General features: G+C 71.5%; 16 protein-coding genes and 1 pseudogene. 3 read left to right on the top strand and 14 right to left on the bottom strand.

Translation table 11 applies throughout. The features are described from left to right. Positions 1-24 precede the first annotated feature (24 nt). The 11 genes and pseudogenes from ACLQ29_RS06370 to ACLQ29_RS06320 all read right to left on the bottom strand — a co-directional run bounded on the left by ACLQ29_RS06370 (position 25) and on the right by ACLQ29_RS06320 (position 10,824). The gene (locus ACLQ29_RS06370; protein ID WP_425770693.1) at positions 25-1,035 is read right to left on the bottom strand and encodes an amidohydrolase family protein; all 1,011 of its coding nucleotides are present in this window, start codon (positions 1,033-1,035) and stop codon (positions 25-27) included. After that, positions 1,035-1,559: a 3-hydroxyanthranilate 3,4-dioxygenase gene (locus ACLQ29_RS06365; protein ID WP_425770691.1), complete on the bottom strand. Its 525-nt coding sequence runs from the start codon at positions 1,557-1,559 to the stop codon at positions 1,035-1,037. Before ACLQ29_RS06365 ends, ACLQ29_RS06370 begins: the two co-directional genes overlap by 1 nt. Then, on the bottom strand, positions 1,556-1,987 hold the full coding sequence (locus ACLQ29_RS06360; protein WP_393373718.1) for a RidA family protein: 432 nt from the start codon (positions 1,985-1,987) through the stop codon (positions 1,556-1,558). The genes ACLQ29_RS06365 and ACLQ29_RS06360 overlap by 4 nt, the downstream gene beginning before the upstream one ends. 130 nt (positions 1,988-2,117) lie before the next feature. Then, the gene (locus ACLQ29_RS06355) at positions 2,118-2,891 is read right to left on the bottom strand and encodes a 2-keto-4-pentenoate hydratase (protein ID WP_425770689.1); all 774 of its coding nucleotides are present in this window, start codon (positions 2,889-2,891) and stop codon (positions 2,118-2,120) included. Beyond that, positions 2,888-3,949, bottom strand: coding sequence for a 4-hydroxy-2-oxovalerate aldolase (gene dmpG / locus ACLQ29_RS06350; protein ID WP_425770687.1), 1,062 nt, complete (start codon positions 3,947-3,949; stop codon positions 2,888-2,890). The genes ACLQ29_RS06355 and dmpG overlap by 4 nt, the downstream gene beginning before the upstream one ends. After that, positions 3,946-4,887, bottom strand: a complete 942-nt coding sequence (locus ACLQ29_RS06345) for an acetaldehyde dehydrogenase (acetylating) (protein WP_425770685.1) — start codon at positions 4,885-4,887, stop codon at positions 3,946-3,948. Before ACLQ29_RS06345 ends, dmpG begins: the two co-directional genes overlap by 4 nt. Then, positions 4,877-5,680: a 2-keto-4-pentenoate hydratase gene (locus tag ACLQ29_RS06340; RefSeq protein ID WP_425770683.1), complete on the bottom strand. Its 804-nt coding sequence runs from the start codon at positions 5,678-5,680 to the stop codon at positions 4,877-4,879. The genes ACLQ29_RS06345 and ACLQ29_RS06340 overlap by 11 nt, the downstream gene beginning before the upstream one ends. A gap of 20 nt (positions 5,681-5,700) precedes the next feature. Then, a complete protein-coding gene (locus ACLQ29_RS06335; RefSeq protein WP_425770782.1) occupies positions 5,701-7,182 on the bottom strand; it encodes a 2-hydroxymuconic semialdehyde dehydrogenase in 1,482 nt (493 codons plus the stop codon). A gap of 23 nt (positions 7,183-7,205) precedes the next feature. Then, positions 7,206-8,534 carry an FAD-dependent oxidoreductase gene (locus ACLQ29_RS06330; protein ID WP_425770681.1) on the bottom strand — a complete coding sequence of 443 codons (1,329 nt, stop codon included), beginning with the start codon at positions 8,532-8,534 and terminating at the stop codon, positions 7,206-7,208. Positions 8,535-8,608: 74 nt separating this feature from the next. After that, a pseudogene (kynU, locus tag ACLQ29_RS06325) lies at positions 8,609-9,901 on the bottom strand (kynureninase); the annotation flags it as partial. Between the two features lie 20 nt (positions 9,902-9,921). Beyond that, entirely contained in the window at positions 9,922-10,824 is a 903-nt protein-coding gene (locus tag ACLQ29_RS06320) for a tryptophan 2,3-dioxygenase (RefSeq protein WP_425770781.1), read from the bottom strand. Between the two features lie 148 nt (positions 10,825-10,972). Between ACLQ29_RS06320 and ACLQ29_RS06315 the strand changes: the two genes are divergently transcribed. From ACLQ29_RS06315 to ACLQ29_RS06305, 3 genes are all read left to right on the top strand, one after another. Next, positions 10,973-11,425 carry an Lrp/AsnC family transcriptional regulator gene (locus ACLQ29_RS06315; protein ID WP_425770679.1) on the top strand — a complete coding sequence of 151 codons (453 nt, stop codon included), beginning with the start codon at positions 10,973-10,975 and terminating at the stop codon, positions 11,423-11,425. 140 nt (positions 11,426-11,565) lie between these two features. Next, a complete protein-coding gene (locus ACLQ29_RS06310; RefSeq protein ID WP_393373738.1) occupies positions 11,566-12,090 on the top strand; it encodes a hypothetical protein in 525 nt (174 codons plus the stop codon). Between the two features lie 75 nt (positions 12,091-12,165). Continuing rightward, on the top strand, positions 12,166-12,939 hold the full coding sequence (locus ACLQ29_RS06305) for a class F sortase (protein ID WP_425770780.1): 774 nt from the start codon (positions 12,166-12,168) through the stop codon (positions 12,937-12,939). A 24-nt stretch (positions 12,940-12,963) separates the two neighbouring features. Here the strand turns inward: ACLQ29_RS06305 and ACLQ29_RS06300 are convergent, their stop codons facing one another. The 3 genes from ACLQ29_RS06300 to ACLQ29_RS06290 are packed head-to-tail and all read right to left on the bottom strand — an operon-like array spanning position 12,964 to position 14,457. Continuing rightward, the gene (locus ACLQ29_RS06300; RefSeq protein ID WP_393373741.1) at positions 12,964-13,374 is read right to left on the bottom strand and encodes a type II toxin-antitoxin system VapC family toxin; all 411 of its coding nucleotides are present in this window, start codon (positions 13,372-13,374) and stop codon (positions 12,964-12,966) included. Further along, entirely contained in the window at positions 13,371-13,649 is a 279-nt protein-coding gene (locus tag ACLQ29_RS06295; protein WP_425770676.1) for a type II toxin-antitoxin system Phd/YefM family antitoxin, read from the bottom strand. Before ACLQ29_RS06295 ends, ACLQ29_RS06300 begins: the two co-directional genes overlap by 4 nt. 46 nt (positions 13,650-13,695) lie before the next feature. Further along, positions 13,696-14,457 carry a MerR family transcriptional regulator gene (locus tag ACLQ29_RS06290; protein ID WP_425770674.1) on the bottom strand — a complete coding sequence of 254 codons (762 nt, stop codon included), beginning with the start codon at positions 14,455-14,457 and terminating at the stop codon, positions 13,696-13,698. Positions 14,458-14,499 lie beyond the last annotated feature (42 nt).

Genomic DNA, 14,499 nt, shown 5'->3' with positions numbered 1-14,499 from the left:
AGAGTATATCCGTGAAGACAGTCTTTATATACCCGACTCCCCGAGGAAGCGCAGCGCGTTGCGGGAGAGCAGCTTGTCGCGCTGGGCGTCGGTGAGGAAGTCGGCGTCGCGGACCACCGCGCCGGCCGGGCGTTCGCCCAACGGGTACGGGTAGTCGCTGCCGACCAGCACCCGGTCCTCCCCCATCGTGTCGACGAGGAGCCGCAGCGCGGGCGGCGCGAAGACCACCGAGTCGACGCTGAACCTGTCGACGTAGCTGCTCGGCGGGGCCGCGGACGCGCCACGGACCAGGTCGCCCCGGCGGTGCCAGGCGTTGTCGGCGCGGCCGAGCCAGAACGGGAAGCTGCCGCCGCCGTGCGCGAAGCAGATCCGCAACGAGTCGGGCACCCGGTCGAAGACACCGCCCAGGATCATCGCCAGCACCGACAGGTGCGTCTCGGCGGGCATCCCGGTGAGCCACCGGGCCATCCAGCGGTCCAGGCGGGGACCGCCCGGCATGTCCCACGGGTGGACGAACACGGGTGCGCCCACCTCGGCGCAGTGCTGCAGGAAGGTGACCACGCCCGCGTCGTCCAGGTCCCGGTCGCCGACATGGTTGCCGATCTCCACGCCCACGTGCCCGGCGGCCAGGCTGCGATCCAGCTCGGCGCACGCGGCGTCCGGGTCCTGGAGGGGCACCTGGCAGAACGGCACCAGTCGGCCGCCACCGGCCGCGGTGACCTCCAGGGTCAGGTCGTTGAAGATCCGGGCGACCTTCACCGCCTGGTCGGCCGGCCGGTCGTAGCTGAAGAAGACAGGCGTCGGCGAGACCACCTGCACGTCCACGCCGTCGTCGTCCATGTCGGCCAGCCGGCGCGCCCCGTCCCAGCACTCGGCGCCGACCGGGCGGAACTCCGTCTCCCCCACCATGATCATGGCGGCGCGCTCGGAGTCGACGCGCAACCAGGGCCAACCGGACCCACCGCACGCCGCGCCGAGGTCCGGCCACCCCTTCGGTACGACGTGCGTGTGCACGTCGACCACGCCTGCGGGCATCAGCCCCTACCCGGGTGCAGGGTGCCGCAGTTGGCGCAGGTACGGGCGGCCTCGTCGGCGTAGAACGCCTGGAACACCGGCGGCAGGTCGGCCGCGATGTCGCGGACCTGCAACTCCACCTCGTACACCTGGTGGCCGCACCCGGGGCAGTACCACTGGAAGGTCTCCAGGGTGCCCTCCTCGCGAACCCGCTCCACGACCATGCCGATCGAGCCGGCCTCCGGCCGCTGCGGCGAGTGCGGGGTGTTGCGCGGCAACATCCACATCTGACCCTCGCGCACGTGCACCGTACGCGGCCCCTCCGGGGTCATCAGGTTGATGTGCATGTTGCCCTTGACCTGGTAGAAGAACTCCTCGTACGGGTCCACGTGGAAGTCGGTGCGCTGGTTGGGCCCGCCCACCACCATCACGATGAAGTCGTCCCCGCCGGGAAACATCTCCCGGTTGCCCACCGGCGGCTTCAACAGGTGCTGGTTGTCCGCGATCCATCCCGGAAAGCTGAACGGCTCGGCGATCTCACTCACGACTGACCTCCAGAGGGAAGAAGGGCCACGGCCTGGATTTCGATGAGCAGGTGCGGGTGCGGCAACTGGTGCACGGCCACCGTGGTGCGGGTCGGGCCGGACGCGTCGAAGAACTCCGCCCACACCTCGTTGTAGCCACCGAAGTCGTTCATGTTGACCAGGTACGACGTGACCTGGACGAGGTCGCCGAGGTCCGCACCGACCGACCGCAGCAGATCGCCGATGTTCTCGATCACCGCCCGCGTCTGCACCCGGATGTCGAGGTTCGTGGTGCCGAGTTCGTCCACCGACACACCGGCGAAGCTGTTGTCCGGCCGCCGCGACGACGTACCGGAGACGAAGACGAACCCACCCGCGACCTTGACGTGCGGAAAAGCCCCCCGCGGCACGGCCTTGCCCGGGACCACCCGAGCACCAGAGGCACTCATGACCCACCCCCATCCGGCACGGCGACGCCGACCCCAACCAGGTCAGGGGTTCCGGGCAGCCCGACCGGCGCAGGTATCAAGCCTGACTGCCCGGAGCCGGTCGGGCTGCCCGGAACCCCCACCGCCGCGCTCACGACGCAGCCCGCAGCGAGGCCGTGCCGAGCTTTTCGACCACGGCACGGACATGAGCGCCGGGACGCAACGGCACAGCGGCGGTGGCGGCACCGGCCAGGAAGACCCAGCCGGACTCCAGCCGTACCCCGTGCCGACCCGCCAACCGGATGCCCTCGTCGAGGGCTCGACGCGGATCGCCGAGGATCGCCGCCGTCGAACCGACCTGCGTCACCCGACCGTCGACCTCCAGCAGCACGCCCAGGTTGTCCAGGCCGTCGGGCACCGGCGACCACGGCCCGATCACGAACGCGGCGGCCGAGGTGTTGTCGGCGATCACGTCCGGCAGTGCGAAGCGGAAGTCCGCGTACCGGGAGTCGATCAGCTCGATGGCCGGCGCGACGGCGCGGACGGCCGTGGCGAAGTCGCCGACCGGCTCGCCCGGCTCGGGCAGGCGGTCCAGCAGGAACGCCACCTCCGGCTCCACCCGGGGGTGGATGTACGCGGACGGGTCCACGGCACCGCCGTCGGGCACCCGCATCGCGTTGGTGAGCCGTCCCCAGATCACCTCGTCCACCCCGACCTGGGCCATCTTCGCCCTGCTGGTCAGCCCCATCTTCAGCCCGACCAGCCGCTCACCGGCGTCGAGCCGGCGCTGCAGCAGCGCGGCCTGCACGGCGTACGCGGCATCCACGTCGAGGCCGGTCTCGGCGGCGAGCTGCGGGATCGCGGTGGCCGTGGCCGCCGCCACGCCGAGCTTCTCGGCGATCCCCGCGATGTCTGGTCCGATCATGAGGGCTCCTTGCCGGCCAGGTCGAGTGCGACGTCCACGATCATGTCCTCCTGGCCGCCGACCATCCGGCGCCGGCCCAGCTCGACCAGGATCGAGCGGACGTCCACGCCGTACTTCGCCGACGCCCGCTCGGCGTGCCGCAGGAAGCTGGAGTAGACGCCCGCGTACCCCAGGGAGAGCGTTTCCCGGTCCACCTGGACCGGCCGGTCCTGCAACGGGCGGACGATGTCGTCGGCGGCGTCCATCAGCGCGAACACGTCGCAGCCGTGCTTCCAGCCGTGCAGCTCGGCGACCGCCACGAAGACCTCCAGGGGCGCGTTGCCGGCACCCGCGCCCATGCCGGCCAGGGAGGCGTCGACGCGGACGGTCCGGCCGTGGGGCGCGTCCGGTCCGACCGGCGCGGACCCGGTGACGCGGCCGTGTTCGACGGCGAGCACGCTGTTTGCCACCCCGAGCGACAGGTTGTGGTGCGCGTGGATGCCGATCTGCGTCTCCGGGGCGAGGACCTGCCGGTACGCGTCGACCCGCTGCGCCACGTCGGACATCAGCAGCCGACCGCCGGAGTCGGTGACGTAGACGCAGTGCGCCCCGTACGACTCCATGAGCTTGGCCTGCCCGGCGAGCCCGGCCGCATCGTTCATGTGCGACATCATCAGGAACCCGGCCACGTCCATGCCGTTCTCCCGGGCCCAGGAGATGTGCTGGGCGGAGATGTCCGCCTCGGTGCAGTGGGTGGCGATGCGCACGCTCGTCACCCCGAGCGCCTTCGCCGCCTTCAGGTCGGCGATGGTGCCGATGCCCGGCAACAGCAGGGTGGTGAGCTTCGCCGTGGTCAGGACCTCGGCGGCCGCGGAGATCCACTCGGCGTCGCTGGCCGCGCCGTGACCGTAGTTGACGCTGGAACCGGCCAGCCCGTCGCCGTGCGCCACCTCGATGGCGGCCACGCCTGCGGCGTCCAGCGCGGCGGCGATGGTGCGGACCTGATCGACCGTGTACTGGTGGGCGATGGCGTGCATGCCGTCGCGCAGCGTCACGTCCTGAATGTAGAGATCGGTCATGGCGCGGCCACCTCCGAAGCACGCAGGGCCACCAGCCGCTCCGCGGTACGCAGCGCGGCCGAGGTCATGATGTCCAGGTTCCCGGCGTACGCGGGCAGGTAGTGCCCGGCGCCGGAGACCTCCAGGAAGACCGACACCTGCAACGCGGTGAGCCGCCGACCGAGCGTCGGCAGGTACGCCTCGACCCGGTCGAACTGCACGTCCTGCTTGAGCCGGTAGCCCGGGACGTACTCCTGCACCGTCGCCACCATGTCCGCCACCGAGGCGGCGATGGCGTCGGTGTCGGCGTCGGCGTCGGCGTCCGGGCAGAGGCAGTAGACGGTGTCGCGCATCAGCAGCGGCGGGTCGGCCGGGTTCAACACGATGATCGCCTTGCCCCGTTCGGCCCCACCGACCACCTCGATGGCCCGCGCCGTGGTCTCGGTGAACTCGTCGATGTTGGCTCGGGTGCCGGGACCCGCCGACCTCGACGCGATCGAGGCGACGATCTCCCCGTACGCCACCGGGGTGACCCGGCGGACGGCGGCGACGATCGGCACGGTGGCCTGCCCGCCGCAGGTCACCATGTTGACGTTCGATTGGTGCAGGTGCTCGTCGAGGTTTACCGGCGGCACCACGTACGGGCCGAGCGCGGCCGGGGTCAGGTCGACAACCGTGCGGCCGTGTGCGCGCAGCACCTCGTCGTGGCGCCGGTGCGCCCCGGCCGAGGTGGCGTCGAAGACCAGCTCGACGTCGGCGAACTCGGGCATCGCCACGAGCCCGTCCACGCCGTCGGCGGTGGTGGCCACGCCGAGCCGGCGGGCGCGGGCCAGACCGTCGGAGGCCGGGTCGATGCCGGCCATCGCCACCATGCGCAGGCTGTCACTGAGCCGGAGAACTTTGATCATCAGGTCGGTGCCGATGTTTCCGGAACCGAGCACCGCCACGTCAGTGGTCACTGGTTACCCCCTTGCTGAAGCAGGTGCGCACCGAGCCGAGCCCGGAGATCCGGGCCTCGTACGCGGCTCCCGGGGTGACCGGCACCATCGGGCCGAGCGCCCCGGAGAGCACCACGTCCCCGGCGCGCAGCGGGTCACCGGCACGGGCGAGGGTGCCGGCCAGCCAGTGCAGGGCGTGCAGCGGGTTGCCCAGGCAGGCCGCGCCCGCGCCCACCGACACGGGTTCGCCGGCGTGCTCCAGCACCATCCCGCACAGCCGCAGGTCGACGTCGGCCAGTCGGCGGGGTGTGGTGCCGAGCACGAATAGCCCACTCGAGGCGTTGTCCGCGACGGTGTCCACGATGGAGATGTCCCAGCCGGCGATCCGCGAGTCGACGATCTCGATGGCCGGTAGCAGGTGGTCGACCGCGCGGATCAGGTCGACGGTGGTGAGCTGCGGGTCCGGGAGATCCTTGTCGAGCACGAACGCGATCTCCGCCTCGACCCGGGGTTGCAGCAGCCGGCCGATGGGCACCTCGACCCCGTCGCCGACAGCCATCGCGTCGGTGAGCATGCCGAAGTCCGGCTGGTACACCCCGAAGGTTTCCTGCACCGCCCGGGAGGTCAGCCCGATCTTCGCGCCGACCCGACGTTCGCCGCGGCCCTGCCGGGCCCGCGCCTGGAGTTGCTGCACCCGGTACGCGGACTCGACGTCGCCCTCCGGCAGCAGTCGCCCACGCAGCGGCGGGCACGGCTTGCCGGTGCTGCGGGCGTCGGCCAGCTCCCGGTTGGCGGCCTCGATGTCAGCTTCCATGCCCGCTCCCTCGCCACGGCTCACGACAGGTCCACGCAGACGTTCGTCAACTCGGAGTAGAAGTTCAACGAGTGCACGCCACCCTCCCGGCCGATGCCGGACGCCTTCACCCCGCCGAACGGGGTACGCAGATCACGCAGGAACCAGGTGTTGACCCAGACGATGCCCGCGTCGAGCCGGGCGCCGGCCCGGTGCGCGACCCCCACGTCCCGGGTCCAGACGGTGGCGGCGAGGCCGTACTCGGTGCCGTTCGCCAGGGCGTACGCCTCGTCCTCGGTGTCGAACGGCGCGACGTGCACCACCGGGCCGAAGATCTCCTCCCGGTTGGTGCGGGCGTCCGGGCCGAGCCCGGTGAGCACCGTCGGCTGCACGTACGACCCGCCGTCGCGGGCGTCGCCGAAGGTGGGCGTGCCACCACCGGTGAGCACCTCGGCGCCCTCGGAGCGGGCCAGCTCGTACGCGCCGAGGACCTTCGCCCGGTGCTGGTGGGAGATCAGCGGCATGGTGGCGGTGACCTCGTCGGTCGGCCAGCCGTACGCCAGTTCACCGGCCCGCTTCGCCAGCCGGGCGGTGAACTCCTCGAAGACCGGGCGCTGCACGTAGAGGCGTTCGGTACAGAGGCACACCTGCCCGCCGTTGGTGAAGCTGGACCGCACCGAGCCGGCCACCGCGGCGTCCAGGTCGGCGTCGGCGAAGACCAGGCCGGCGTTCTTGCCGCCCAGCTCGAAGCTGACCGCCTTCACCCCGTCGGCGGCGGCCCGCATGATCGCGCCGCCGGTGGCCGACTCGCCGGTGAAGGTGATCGCGTCCACGCCCGGGTGGCGGGTGAGGTGCTCGCCGGCCGAGTCGGGCCCGAACCCGTGCACCAGGTTGAACACCCCGGCCGGTACGCCCGCGGCGGCCATCACCTCGGCGAGCACCGTCGCCGAGGCGGGTGTCTCCTCGCTGGGCTTGACCACGACGGCGTTGCCGCAGGCCAGCGCCGGGGCGACCTTCCAGGTGAGCAGCAGCAGCGGCAGGTTCCACGGCACGATGACCGCGACCACGCCGACCGGTTTGCGCAGCGCGTAGTTGAGCGCCCGGCCGCCGGTCGGGGTGACGGTGGTGAACGACTCGGTGGGCGCGGTCGCCACGATCTCCGCGAAAGCCCGGAAGTTCGCCGCGCCGCGCGGGATGTCCAGGGTGCGGGCCTGGGCGATGGACTTGCCGGTGTCGGCTACCTCGGCGGTGACCAGATCGTCGAAGCGGCGCTCCAACTCGTCGGCGACCCGGCGCAGCACCTCGGCGCGTTCGCGCTCGCCCATCCGGCCCCACGGCCCGCGCAGCGCCGCCCGCGCGGCGGCCACCGCGTCGTCCACGGTGGACTCCGACGCCTCGACCACCTCGAAGACCTGCTCCCCGGTCACCGGGCTGGCCTTGGCGAACGTCGGACCGCCGTCGACGAACTCGCCGCCGACGAAGTTGCGCAACCGCTGCGGCTTGGCCGGCGCGTGACCGGCCATCAGCCGGGGATCCCAGTTGGCGGTCATCCGCGCCTCCCTCGACCGAGTGTCGCGCCGACCAGCAGCAGTGCGGCCCCGCCGACAACCGCGCCGAGCACCCGATGCTGCCGGCGCACCCGGCGGCGTACCTCCGCGTACGGGGTGGTGGAGAAGGACACCAGCTCGTACTGCGAAACGTACCGGCCGGGCAGGGCGCGTTCCAGAGCGTGCTCGATCCTGCGGCGGAGCTGGAAGACCGGGGAGGCGACCTTGTCCCGCATCTCCACGAAGTTGGTGAGCGCCATCGCGGCGATGGCCTCGGCGTTCTCCTGGCGGCGTCGCTGAAACAGCGGCAGCGCCGCCAACCAGTCGTCGGCGCACTCGTCCAGGCAGCGGTCCAACTCGACCACGTCCTCGAACGCGCAGTTGGCGCCCTGACCGTAGAACGGCACGATCGCGTGCGCCGCGTCGCCGAGCAGCCCGACCTTGCCGAAGACCTGCCACGGGGCGCAGCGGACCGTGCCGAGCACACCCACCGGGTTGTGCTGGTAGTCGTCGACCAGGTCCGGCGCCAACGGGATGACGTCCGGGTAGTGCCTGGCGAAGTGCTCTTCGATCGCCGCCGGGCTGTCCAGTGCCGCGAAGCTCCCGGCGCCCTCGTTGGGCCAGAACAGCGTGCAGGTGAAGGAGCGGTCCGGGTTGGGCAGCGCGATCATCATCGAGGTGCCGCGCGGCCAGATGTGCAGCGCGTCCGGATCGAGCGCGAAGTCCCCACCCAGCGGCGGAATCGTCAACTCCTTGTAGCCGTAGTCGAGGAAGTCCACGCTCTCGTGCAGCAACCCGTACGCGAGCAGTTGTCCGCGTACCGCGGAGCCGGCGCCGTCGGCGCCCAGCACGACCGACGCCTTGGCGGTGACCGTCCCCTGCGGGGTTTCGAAGTTCAGGGTTCCGTCGGTCGGGTCGAGCCCGACCAGCCGGTGGTCGAAGACGACCCGCACTCCGGGCAGCGCGGCGGCCTCGTCCAGCAGGGCGTTGTTCAGCGCACCCCGGCTGATCGAGTTGATCGCCCGGTCGCCGGCCGCGCTGTACGACTGGAACTGCTGCTCGCCCTCGACCGGGTGGATCATCCGGCCACGCATCGGCAGCGCGTCGGTCAGCACCTGCTCGGCCAGCCCGATCCGGCGCAGCGCGTCCAACCCGCGTTCGGAGAGCGCCAGGTTGATCGAGCGACCGCGCTCGGCCGTGCCGACCCGCGGGTCCGATCGGCGCTCGTAGAGGGCCACCGGGTAGCCGCGCCGGGCCAGGAAGCAGGCGGCCAGGCAGCCGGCCAGCCCGGCGCCGATGACCGCGATCTCGTCGCGCCGCGCGGTCATGCTGAGCCGCCTTTCGTTCCCGACTGCGGGGCTCGCAACACCGGCTCACTCCTCGCGCTCACAGAGGTCGCCCCCACCGTCGCCGCCAGCGCGGCGGCGGCCCGCCAACAGTCGTGGTACGTGGAGTAGAGCGGCACCGGGGCGAACCGGACGACGTCCGGCTCCCGGGCGTCGGCGATGACGCCGTGTTCGTACCGCAGGCGTTTGGTCAGCTCGGCGGCGCTGCCGGCGCCGATGCGGACCGAGAGTTGGCAGCCCCGCCGGGCCGGGTCGCGCGGGGTGATCACGCGCAGCGGCCGGTCGGCGACGACCTCGTCGAGCAGCGTCTCCAGCCAGCCGGTGAGGCGCTGGCTGCGGGCGCGCAGCGCGCTCATCCCGACCGTGTCGAACAGTTCCAGCGAGGTACGCACCGGGCCCATCGCGAAGATCGGCGGGTTGGAGATCTGCCAGGCCTCCACCGTCGCGGGCGGCCGGGACACCGGGGTCATCTCGAACCGGGTGGCCGCCGCGGTGCTCCACCAACCCTCGAAGCGAGGCAGGTTCTCGTCGCCGAGGTGCCGCTCGTGCACGAAGACGCCCGCCAGCGCGCCCGGGCCCGAGTTCAGGTACTTGTAGGAGCACCACGCGGCGAAGTCGACGTCCCAGTCGTGCAGGGCCAGCGGCACGTTGCCGACCGCGTGGGCCAGGTCCCAGCCGACCACCGCCCCGGCCGCCCGGCCGGCAGCCGTGATCGCGGGGATGTCCACCAACTCGCCGGTCAGGTAGTTGACCCCGCCGAGCAGCACCAGCGCCACCCGGTCACCCTCGGCGGCCAGGTAGTCGGTCACGTCCTCGGCGCGCAGGGCGTCCTCGCCGTCGCGCGGGCGCAACCGGACCACCGTCTCGTCCGGGTCCAGGCCGTGGAACCGGGCCTGGCTGCGCACCGCGTAGCTGTCCGACGGGAAGGCGGCGTCCTCGATGACGATGCGGGTGCGGACGCCGGCCGGGCGGTAGAAACTCACCATCAGCAGGTGCAGGTTGACCGTGAGCGAGTTCATCACCACGGTCTCCGCGGGTCGGCCGCCGACCAGTCGGGCGGCCGGCGCGGTCAACAACTCGTGGTACGGCAGCCAGGGCCGTTGTGCCTCCAGGTGCCCCTCGACGCCGAGCCGCCCCCAGGCGTCCAGGTCGGCCAGGAGTTCGTCGCGGGTGGCCCGGGGTTGCAGGCCGAGCGAGTTGCCGGCCAGGTACGCCGACTCGCTGTGGTCGCCGCCATCGGCCGGCGGCACGTGGAACAGGTGCCGGTGGCCGGGGTCGGCCTCGTCGAGGCGGTGCGCCTGCGCTTCGCCAGCGGCGAAGCCCAGCAGCTCAGCTTCTGGGGTCGTCATTGCTTCTTCTCGCTCTCCGGTCACATCGCGGTACGGGCCGACCACAGCTCCGGGAAGACCACCCGGGACATGCTGCGCTGCAACCACGCCAGTCCGGCGGAGCCGCCGCTGCCGACCTTGGCGCCCATCGTCCGCTGCACCGCCTTGACGTGGTTCCAGCGCCAGTCGCCGAACTCCTCGGCGACAGCGCTCAGCGCCTCGCCGAGCAGCCGCAGGTGGTTGTCCGGGCCGTGGTCGTCGTAGATCCGTACCCAGGCCGCCTCGACCGACGGCTGCGGGTCGTGTTCGATGGCCACGTCCCGGTCGAGCAGGTCGGCGGGAAGGTCGAAGCCACGTCGGGCGAGCAGCGCGACCACGTCGTCCCAGAGGCTCGGGGTGGCCAGCGCGTCGCTCAGCGCGGCGTGCACCTCGGCCTGCCGGCGGAACGGACGGATCAGCGTCGGGTCGCGCAGCCCGAGCAGGAACTCCAACTGCCGGTACATCGCCGACTGGAAGCCGGAAGCCTCGCCGAGCAGGTTGCGGAACCTGTTGAAGTCGGCCGGGCTCATCCAGCGCAGGCCCTGCCAGGCGGCGTTGAGCCCCTCCAGGTGCAGCTTGGCCCGGCCCAGCGGGGCCAGCGCCTCCCAGACCTGGTCGGCGCGGATCAGCCGCTGCGTCTCCCGCAACTCGTGGCAGGTCAGCCCGAAGTACAGCTCCATGATCTGACTGACCATCAGGAAGGACATCTCGCCCGGGTCGCTGCTGAGCGGGTGCTGCATCTTGTGCAGGGCGCTGGCCTGCACGTACGCGTCGTACGGCACCATGTCGGCGAACTCCAGGGTCGGCTCGCCACCGGTGCGCGCCGCCTGCGCGGCACGCTGTCCGGGGGTCACCGGCTGCACCGTGGCACGGCGGTTCGGCGCCCGCCGCTCCGTCTGATCCACCATCTCTTCTCCCTCCCCCGGACTAGCCGACGTCATGATCTCGCGGTCGGATCGGCCTGCGGAATGCCGAATCAACGGCTCTCACCGCCTTCTCCTGGCAAACCGAAGGCAACTAGGCGAAGTTGGTTCACGAAAGTAAGGTCTGAGCGTGGACGACATGGACTGGGCGCTGCTGCGCGAGTTGCAGGCCGACGCCCGGCTCTCCTTCAGCGAGTTGTCCCGGCGGGTGCACCTGTCCCCGCCGGCCGTCGCGGAGCGGGTTCGCCGCCTGGAGGAGGCCGGGGTCGTCACCGGCTACCACGCCCACGTCGACCTGACCCGAGCCGGCCGCACCGTGGTCGCGCTGATCCGGATGTCCTGCTACGGCGCACGCTGCATCCTGCACGACCCGGCGGTGGCCGACTGGCCGGAGATCCTGGAGATCCACCGGATCACCGGCGACGCGTGCAGCATGCTCAAGGTGGCCGCCGGCTCGATCGGCGACTTCGAGGCGGTCATCGACCGGCTCGCCCCGTACGGCCAGCCGTCGAGCACGATGGTCCTCTCCTCCCCGCTCGACTGGCGACCGATCACTCCCCTCACCTCCCCCCGCCACGGCTGACCCGGGTTTGGCCCCGAGCCAGCGGGAAAGCAGCGGCGTGCCCAGGGGACGCCCTTCCTTCCGTCCGGAGTGCCGCGTGTAGCGCGGAGGCGAAATGAGGGGCGGAGGTTCCGGCGGTCGTCGCCGGTTGGGGGGAAATCATGCAGGGAATCCGCACGATCAACCGCGCGCTCTCGTCCGCACTGACGCTTGTTGCGCTGGTCGGGGCGTTCGTCCTGATGTCGGTCGCACCGGCGCGCGCCGGCGAGAACGTCTTCGTCGAGGTGATGCCGAACAGCGCCCAGGCCGGCAGCCGGGTCAGCATCAAGGCGGGCTGCGACAACGCCAACAACAATCGCCAGTCCACCGTGCACTCCGACGCGTTTCCACACGTGATGCTCAAACCGGACAAGGGCTTCCTGACCGGGCAGGCCACAATTCCGAGGGACAAGCCGGCGGGCGACTACCCGGTCGAACTGCGCTGCGAGAACGGCCAGACGGCCTCGACCACGCTCACCGTGCTGAACATGGCCTCCCCCAGCAAGGGACCGGCGACCGGGGGCGGCGGGACGGCCGGCGGCCGTGGCACCGGCTCGTTGCTGGTGCTCGGCGGCGTGGCGCTTGTCGCCACCGCCGTCGCGCTCGGAATGGCCGGCGGCCGACGTCGGACCGGAGCCGGCTCCTGAGCCGGATGACTCATGACCCGCAGATCCGCGCGTTCGCGGCCGGACCGCCGCGCCCGCTTCCGGGCCGGCCGGCTGCTGCGCGCCTCCGGCCGGCTGGTGGCCCGTGCCTCCGGCCGGCTTGGTCGGGTCGCCGGGCAGGCCGGGTCGGCAAGTGTCGCCACCCCGGATCCGGTCGCCGCCCCGCTGTCGCCGCGCCGCCCGGCCGGAGCGCGGTCGTTCCGACCCCGATTCGGCACGGGACCGGGGCTGCCGGTGCTGGCCATCGCCGCGGTGATGGTGCTGATCGTCGTGATGCTCGGCGTGGAGCAGGTGACCGGGATGAGCCTGCTACCGGACCGGCTCAGCGCCGGGTTTCGACCGCCGCCGAAGAAGTTCCCGGTGCTGCCGGCCAGCCGCCCGACAAGCCTCGCCATCGAGAAGATCGACCTGCGGGCGCCCGTGCACGACGTGGGCATCGCCCCGGACGGCACCATCGCCGTGCCGGACGCGGCGCGCGCCCAGGAGGCCGGCTGGTACGACCAGGGGCCGACCCCCGGCCAGTACGGCCCGGCGGTGATCGTCGGGCACGTCGACACCACGAGCGGGCCGGCGGTCTTCCACCAACTCCGGGAACTGCGCGACGGCGACCAGATCGAGGTCACCCGCACCGACCGTAACGTGGCGGTCTTCGAGGTGAACTCGGTGGAGAAGTTCGACAAGGGCCGGCTGCCGGTGGACGAGGTGTACGGCGACTTCAGCCACCCGAGCCTTCGACTGATCACCTGCGGCGGCCAGTGGGTCGGCGGCGAGACCGGCTACTCCGACAACGTGGTGGTGTTCGCGTCCCTGGTCAAGGCCCGTTCAGGGTGAGGGCGGGCAGACCGGAACCGTGGGTTAGTTCTGGCCTGGGCTTGCCACGGGCAACCCAGCGGCCTTGGCGCAGTCGAGCAGCCGCCGGTCGTAACTGACGAATGCGATGAGCGCCGTTCCGGACTCGTTTGTCAGAACCTGGGCCGTGGCAAGGTGTATGGCGTCGAGACTGCGTAGCGCCGGCTCCGCGAAGGCCGCTGCGGTGGCGCGGACGGTGCCATCGATCTCCAACCGAAAGAGCCGTCCGACAGCCGCCGGCACGCCGATCAACGCTTGCGGCGCTGACCGGCGCAACGCCCTGGGCACCTCAACCTCGACGAGAGCGGAGGAGACCAGCGGGACGTCGCCCTGCGCGTTGAGCCAGGAGACGAGGTCGGCGCTGCACGCCTCCTGCCGAACCAACTTCACGACGGCGGCGGAGTCGAGATAGATCACCAGCGCTCCTCGTCTCGCATCTCGGCGAGAGTGGCAGCCACGTCCACGTCCCCGGCACCGAGGTTTGGCGGAAGCGGGACCGGGCCGCTCCCGGTCGGCGCGACGGCCCGCCCCGCCACCACCAGCTTGGCCAGCACAGATCTGTCGTCATTGACCGGGACCAGTCGGGCGATCGGATGCCCGCGATCGGTGATCTCGACCGTCTCGCCGCCACTCACCCGAGCCAGCACCTGACTCGTGTTCTGGTTCAGCTCCCGGACCCCGATACGCTCCATGAACCCAGTGTAGAACCAAATGTTCTACACTGCGCGAACCTGCTCGTCACCTATTGAGAAAGTGGTGGCCGGTGGGTTGGCGTGAAGGTGGACCGGCGTCCAGGTAGTCGGCGAGCCGGGCGGCCCCGGTGAGCATCGCTCGGCCGCGCTCGGTGAGCCGTTCCCGCCACCGGCTCAGCGACGCGGCGAGCGGTTCGGCGCCGCCCGCCCCGCGTACCTGACGCAGCACGCCGGCGATGTGGTCGAGCCGGTACCCACCGCGGCGTAACAGGTGGGCCAGCTCGGCGTCGCGGACGTCGTCCGGGAGGTAGGCCCGGTAGTGGGTCGCCGGGTCGCGTGCCGGCCGCAGCACCCCGGCCCGCTCCCACTTGCGCAACGTGGCGGGCCGGACACCGAGGCGGTGAGCCAGCACGCTGACGGACACGGCTTTCCGGGTCTGCGGTTGTGGCCGCGTCGCGGTGAGCGTCGCCACCGCCGTCTCGACCGCGTCCAGGGTCTCCCGGTCGCGCTGGAGCAGGGCATGACAGTCATCGACGATGCGCAATGCCGCGTCGATCTCACCGCGATTGACGGCCCGCATGATCTCGCCGCTGGCCGCGTAGCCGTGGCCCGCGATCAACGCGACATAGGCACTCAACGCCTTGGCGTGCACCTCGGTGAACCGGCGGTAGCCGTTCGGTGTGCGTGGGGCCGGCGGCAGGACGCCGTCTCGTTCGTAGTTGCGCACGGCCTGCGCGGAGAGCCCGTGGGCACGTGCGAGGTCGATCGGGCGGCGTACCCCGGTGTTTGAGGGTTGTGTGGCTGTCACCCGTGCTCCGTCGCTGCTGAGTCTCAACCGCTGGTTCAACGA

This window comes from Micromonospora sp. DT228, assembly GCF_049841595.1.
Lineage (GTDB): Bacteria > Actinomycetota > Actinomycetes > Mycobacteriales > Micromonosporaceae > Micromonospora.
Note: the sequence above shows the minus strand (reverse complement) of the source record. Positions and strands in the feature narration are given on the sequence as shown.

What these genes read in the sequence shown, in the direction of transcription:
- ACLQ29_RS06360 (WP_393373718.1), bottom strand. Translation starts at nt 1,987, where the DNA reads ATGAGTGCCTCTGGTGCTCGGGTGGTCCCGGGCAAGGCCGTGCCGCGG.
- dmpG (WP_425770687.1), bottom strand. Translation starts at nt 3,949, where the DNA reads ATGACCGATCTCTACATTCAGGACGTGACGCTGCGCGACGGCATGCAC.
- ACLQ29_RS06330 (WP_425770681.1), bottom strand. Translation starts at nt 8,534, where the DNA reads ATGACCGCGCGGCGCGACGAGATCGCGGTCATCGGCGCCGGGCTGGCC.
- ACLQ29_RS06355 (WP_425770689.1), bottom strand. Translation starts at nt 2,891, where the DNA reads ATGATCGGACCAGACATCGCGGGGATCGCCGAGAAGCTCGGCGTGGCG.
- ACLQ29_RS06310 (WP_393373738.1), top strand. Translation starts at nt 11,566, where the DNA reads ATGCAGGGAATCCGCACGATCAACCGCGCGCTCTCGTCCGCACTGACG.
- ACLQ29_RS06295 (WP_425770676.1), bottom strand. Translation starts at nt 13,649, where the DNA reads ATGGAGCGTATCGGGGTCCGGGAGCTGAACCAGAACACGAGTCAGGTG.
- ACLQ29_RS06340 (WP_425770683.1), bottom strand. Translation starts at nt 5,680, where the DNA reads ATGGAAGCTGACATCGAGGCCGCCAACCGGGAGCTGGCCGACGCCCGC.
- ACLQ29_RS06370 (WP_425770693.1), bottom strand. Translation starts at nt 1,035, where the DNA reads ATGCCCGCAGGCGTGGTCGACGTGCACACGCACGTCGTACCGAAGGGG.
- ACLQ29_RS06335 (WP_425770782.1), bottom strand. Translation starts at nt 7,182, where the DNA reads ATGGCCGGTCACGCGCCGGCCAAGCCGCAGCGGTTGCGCAACTTCGTC.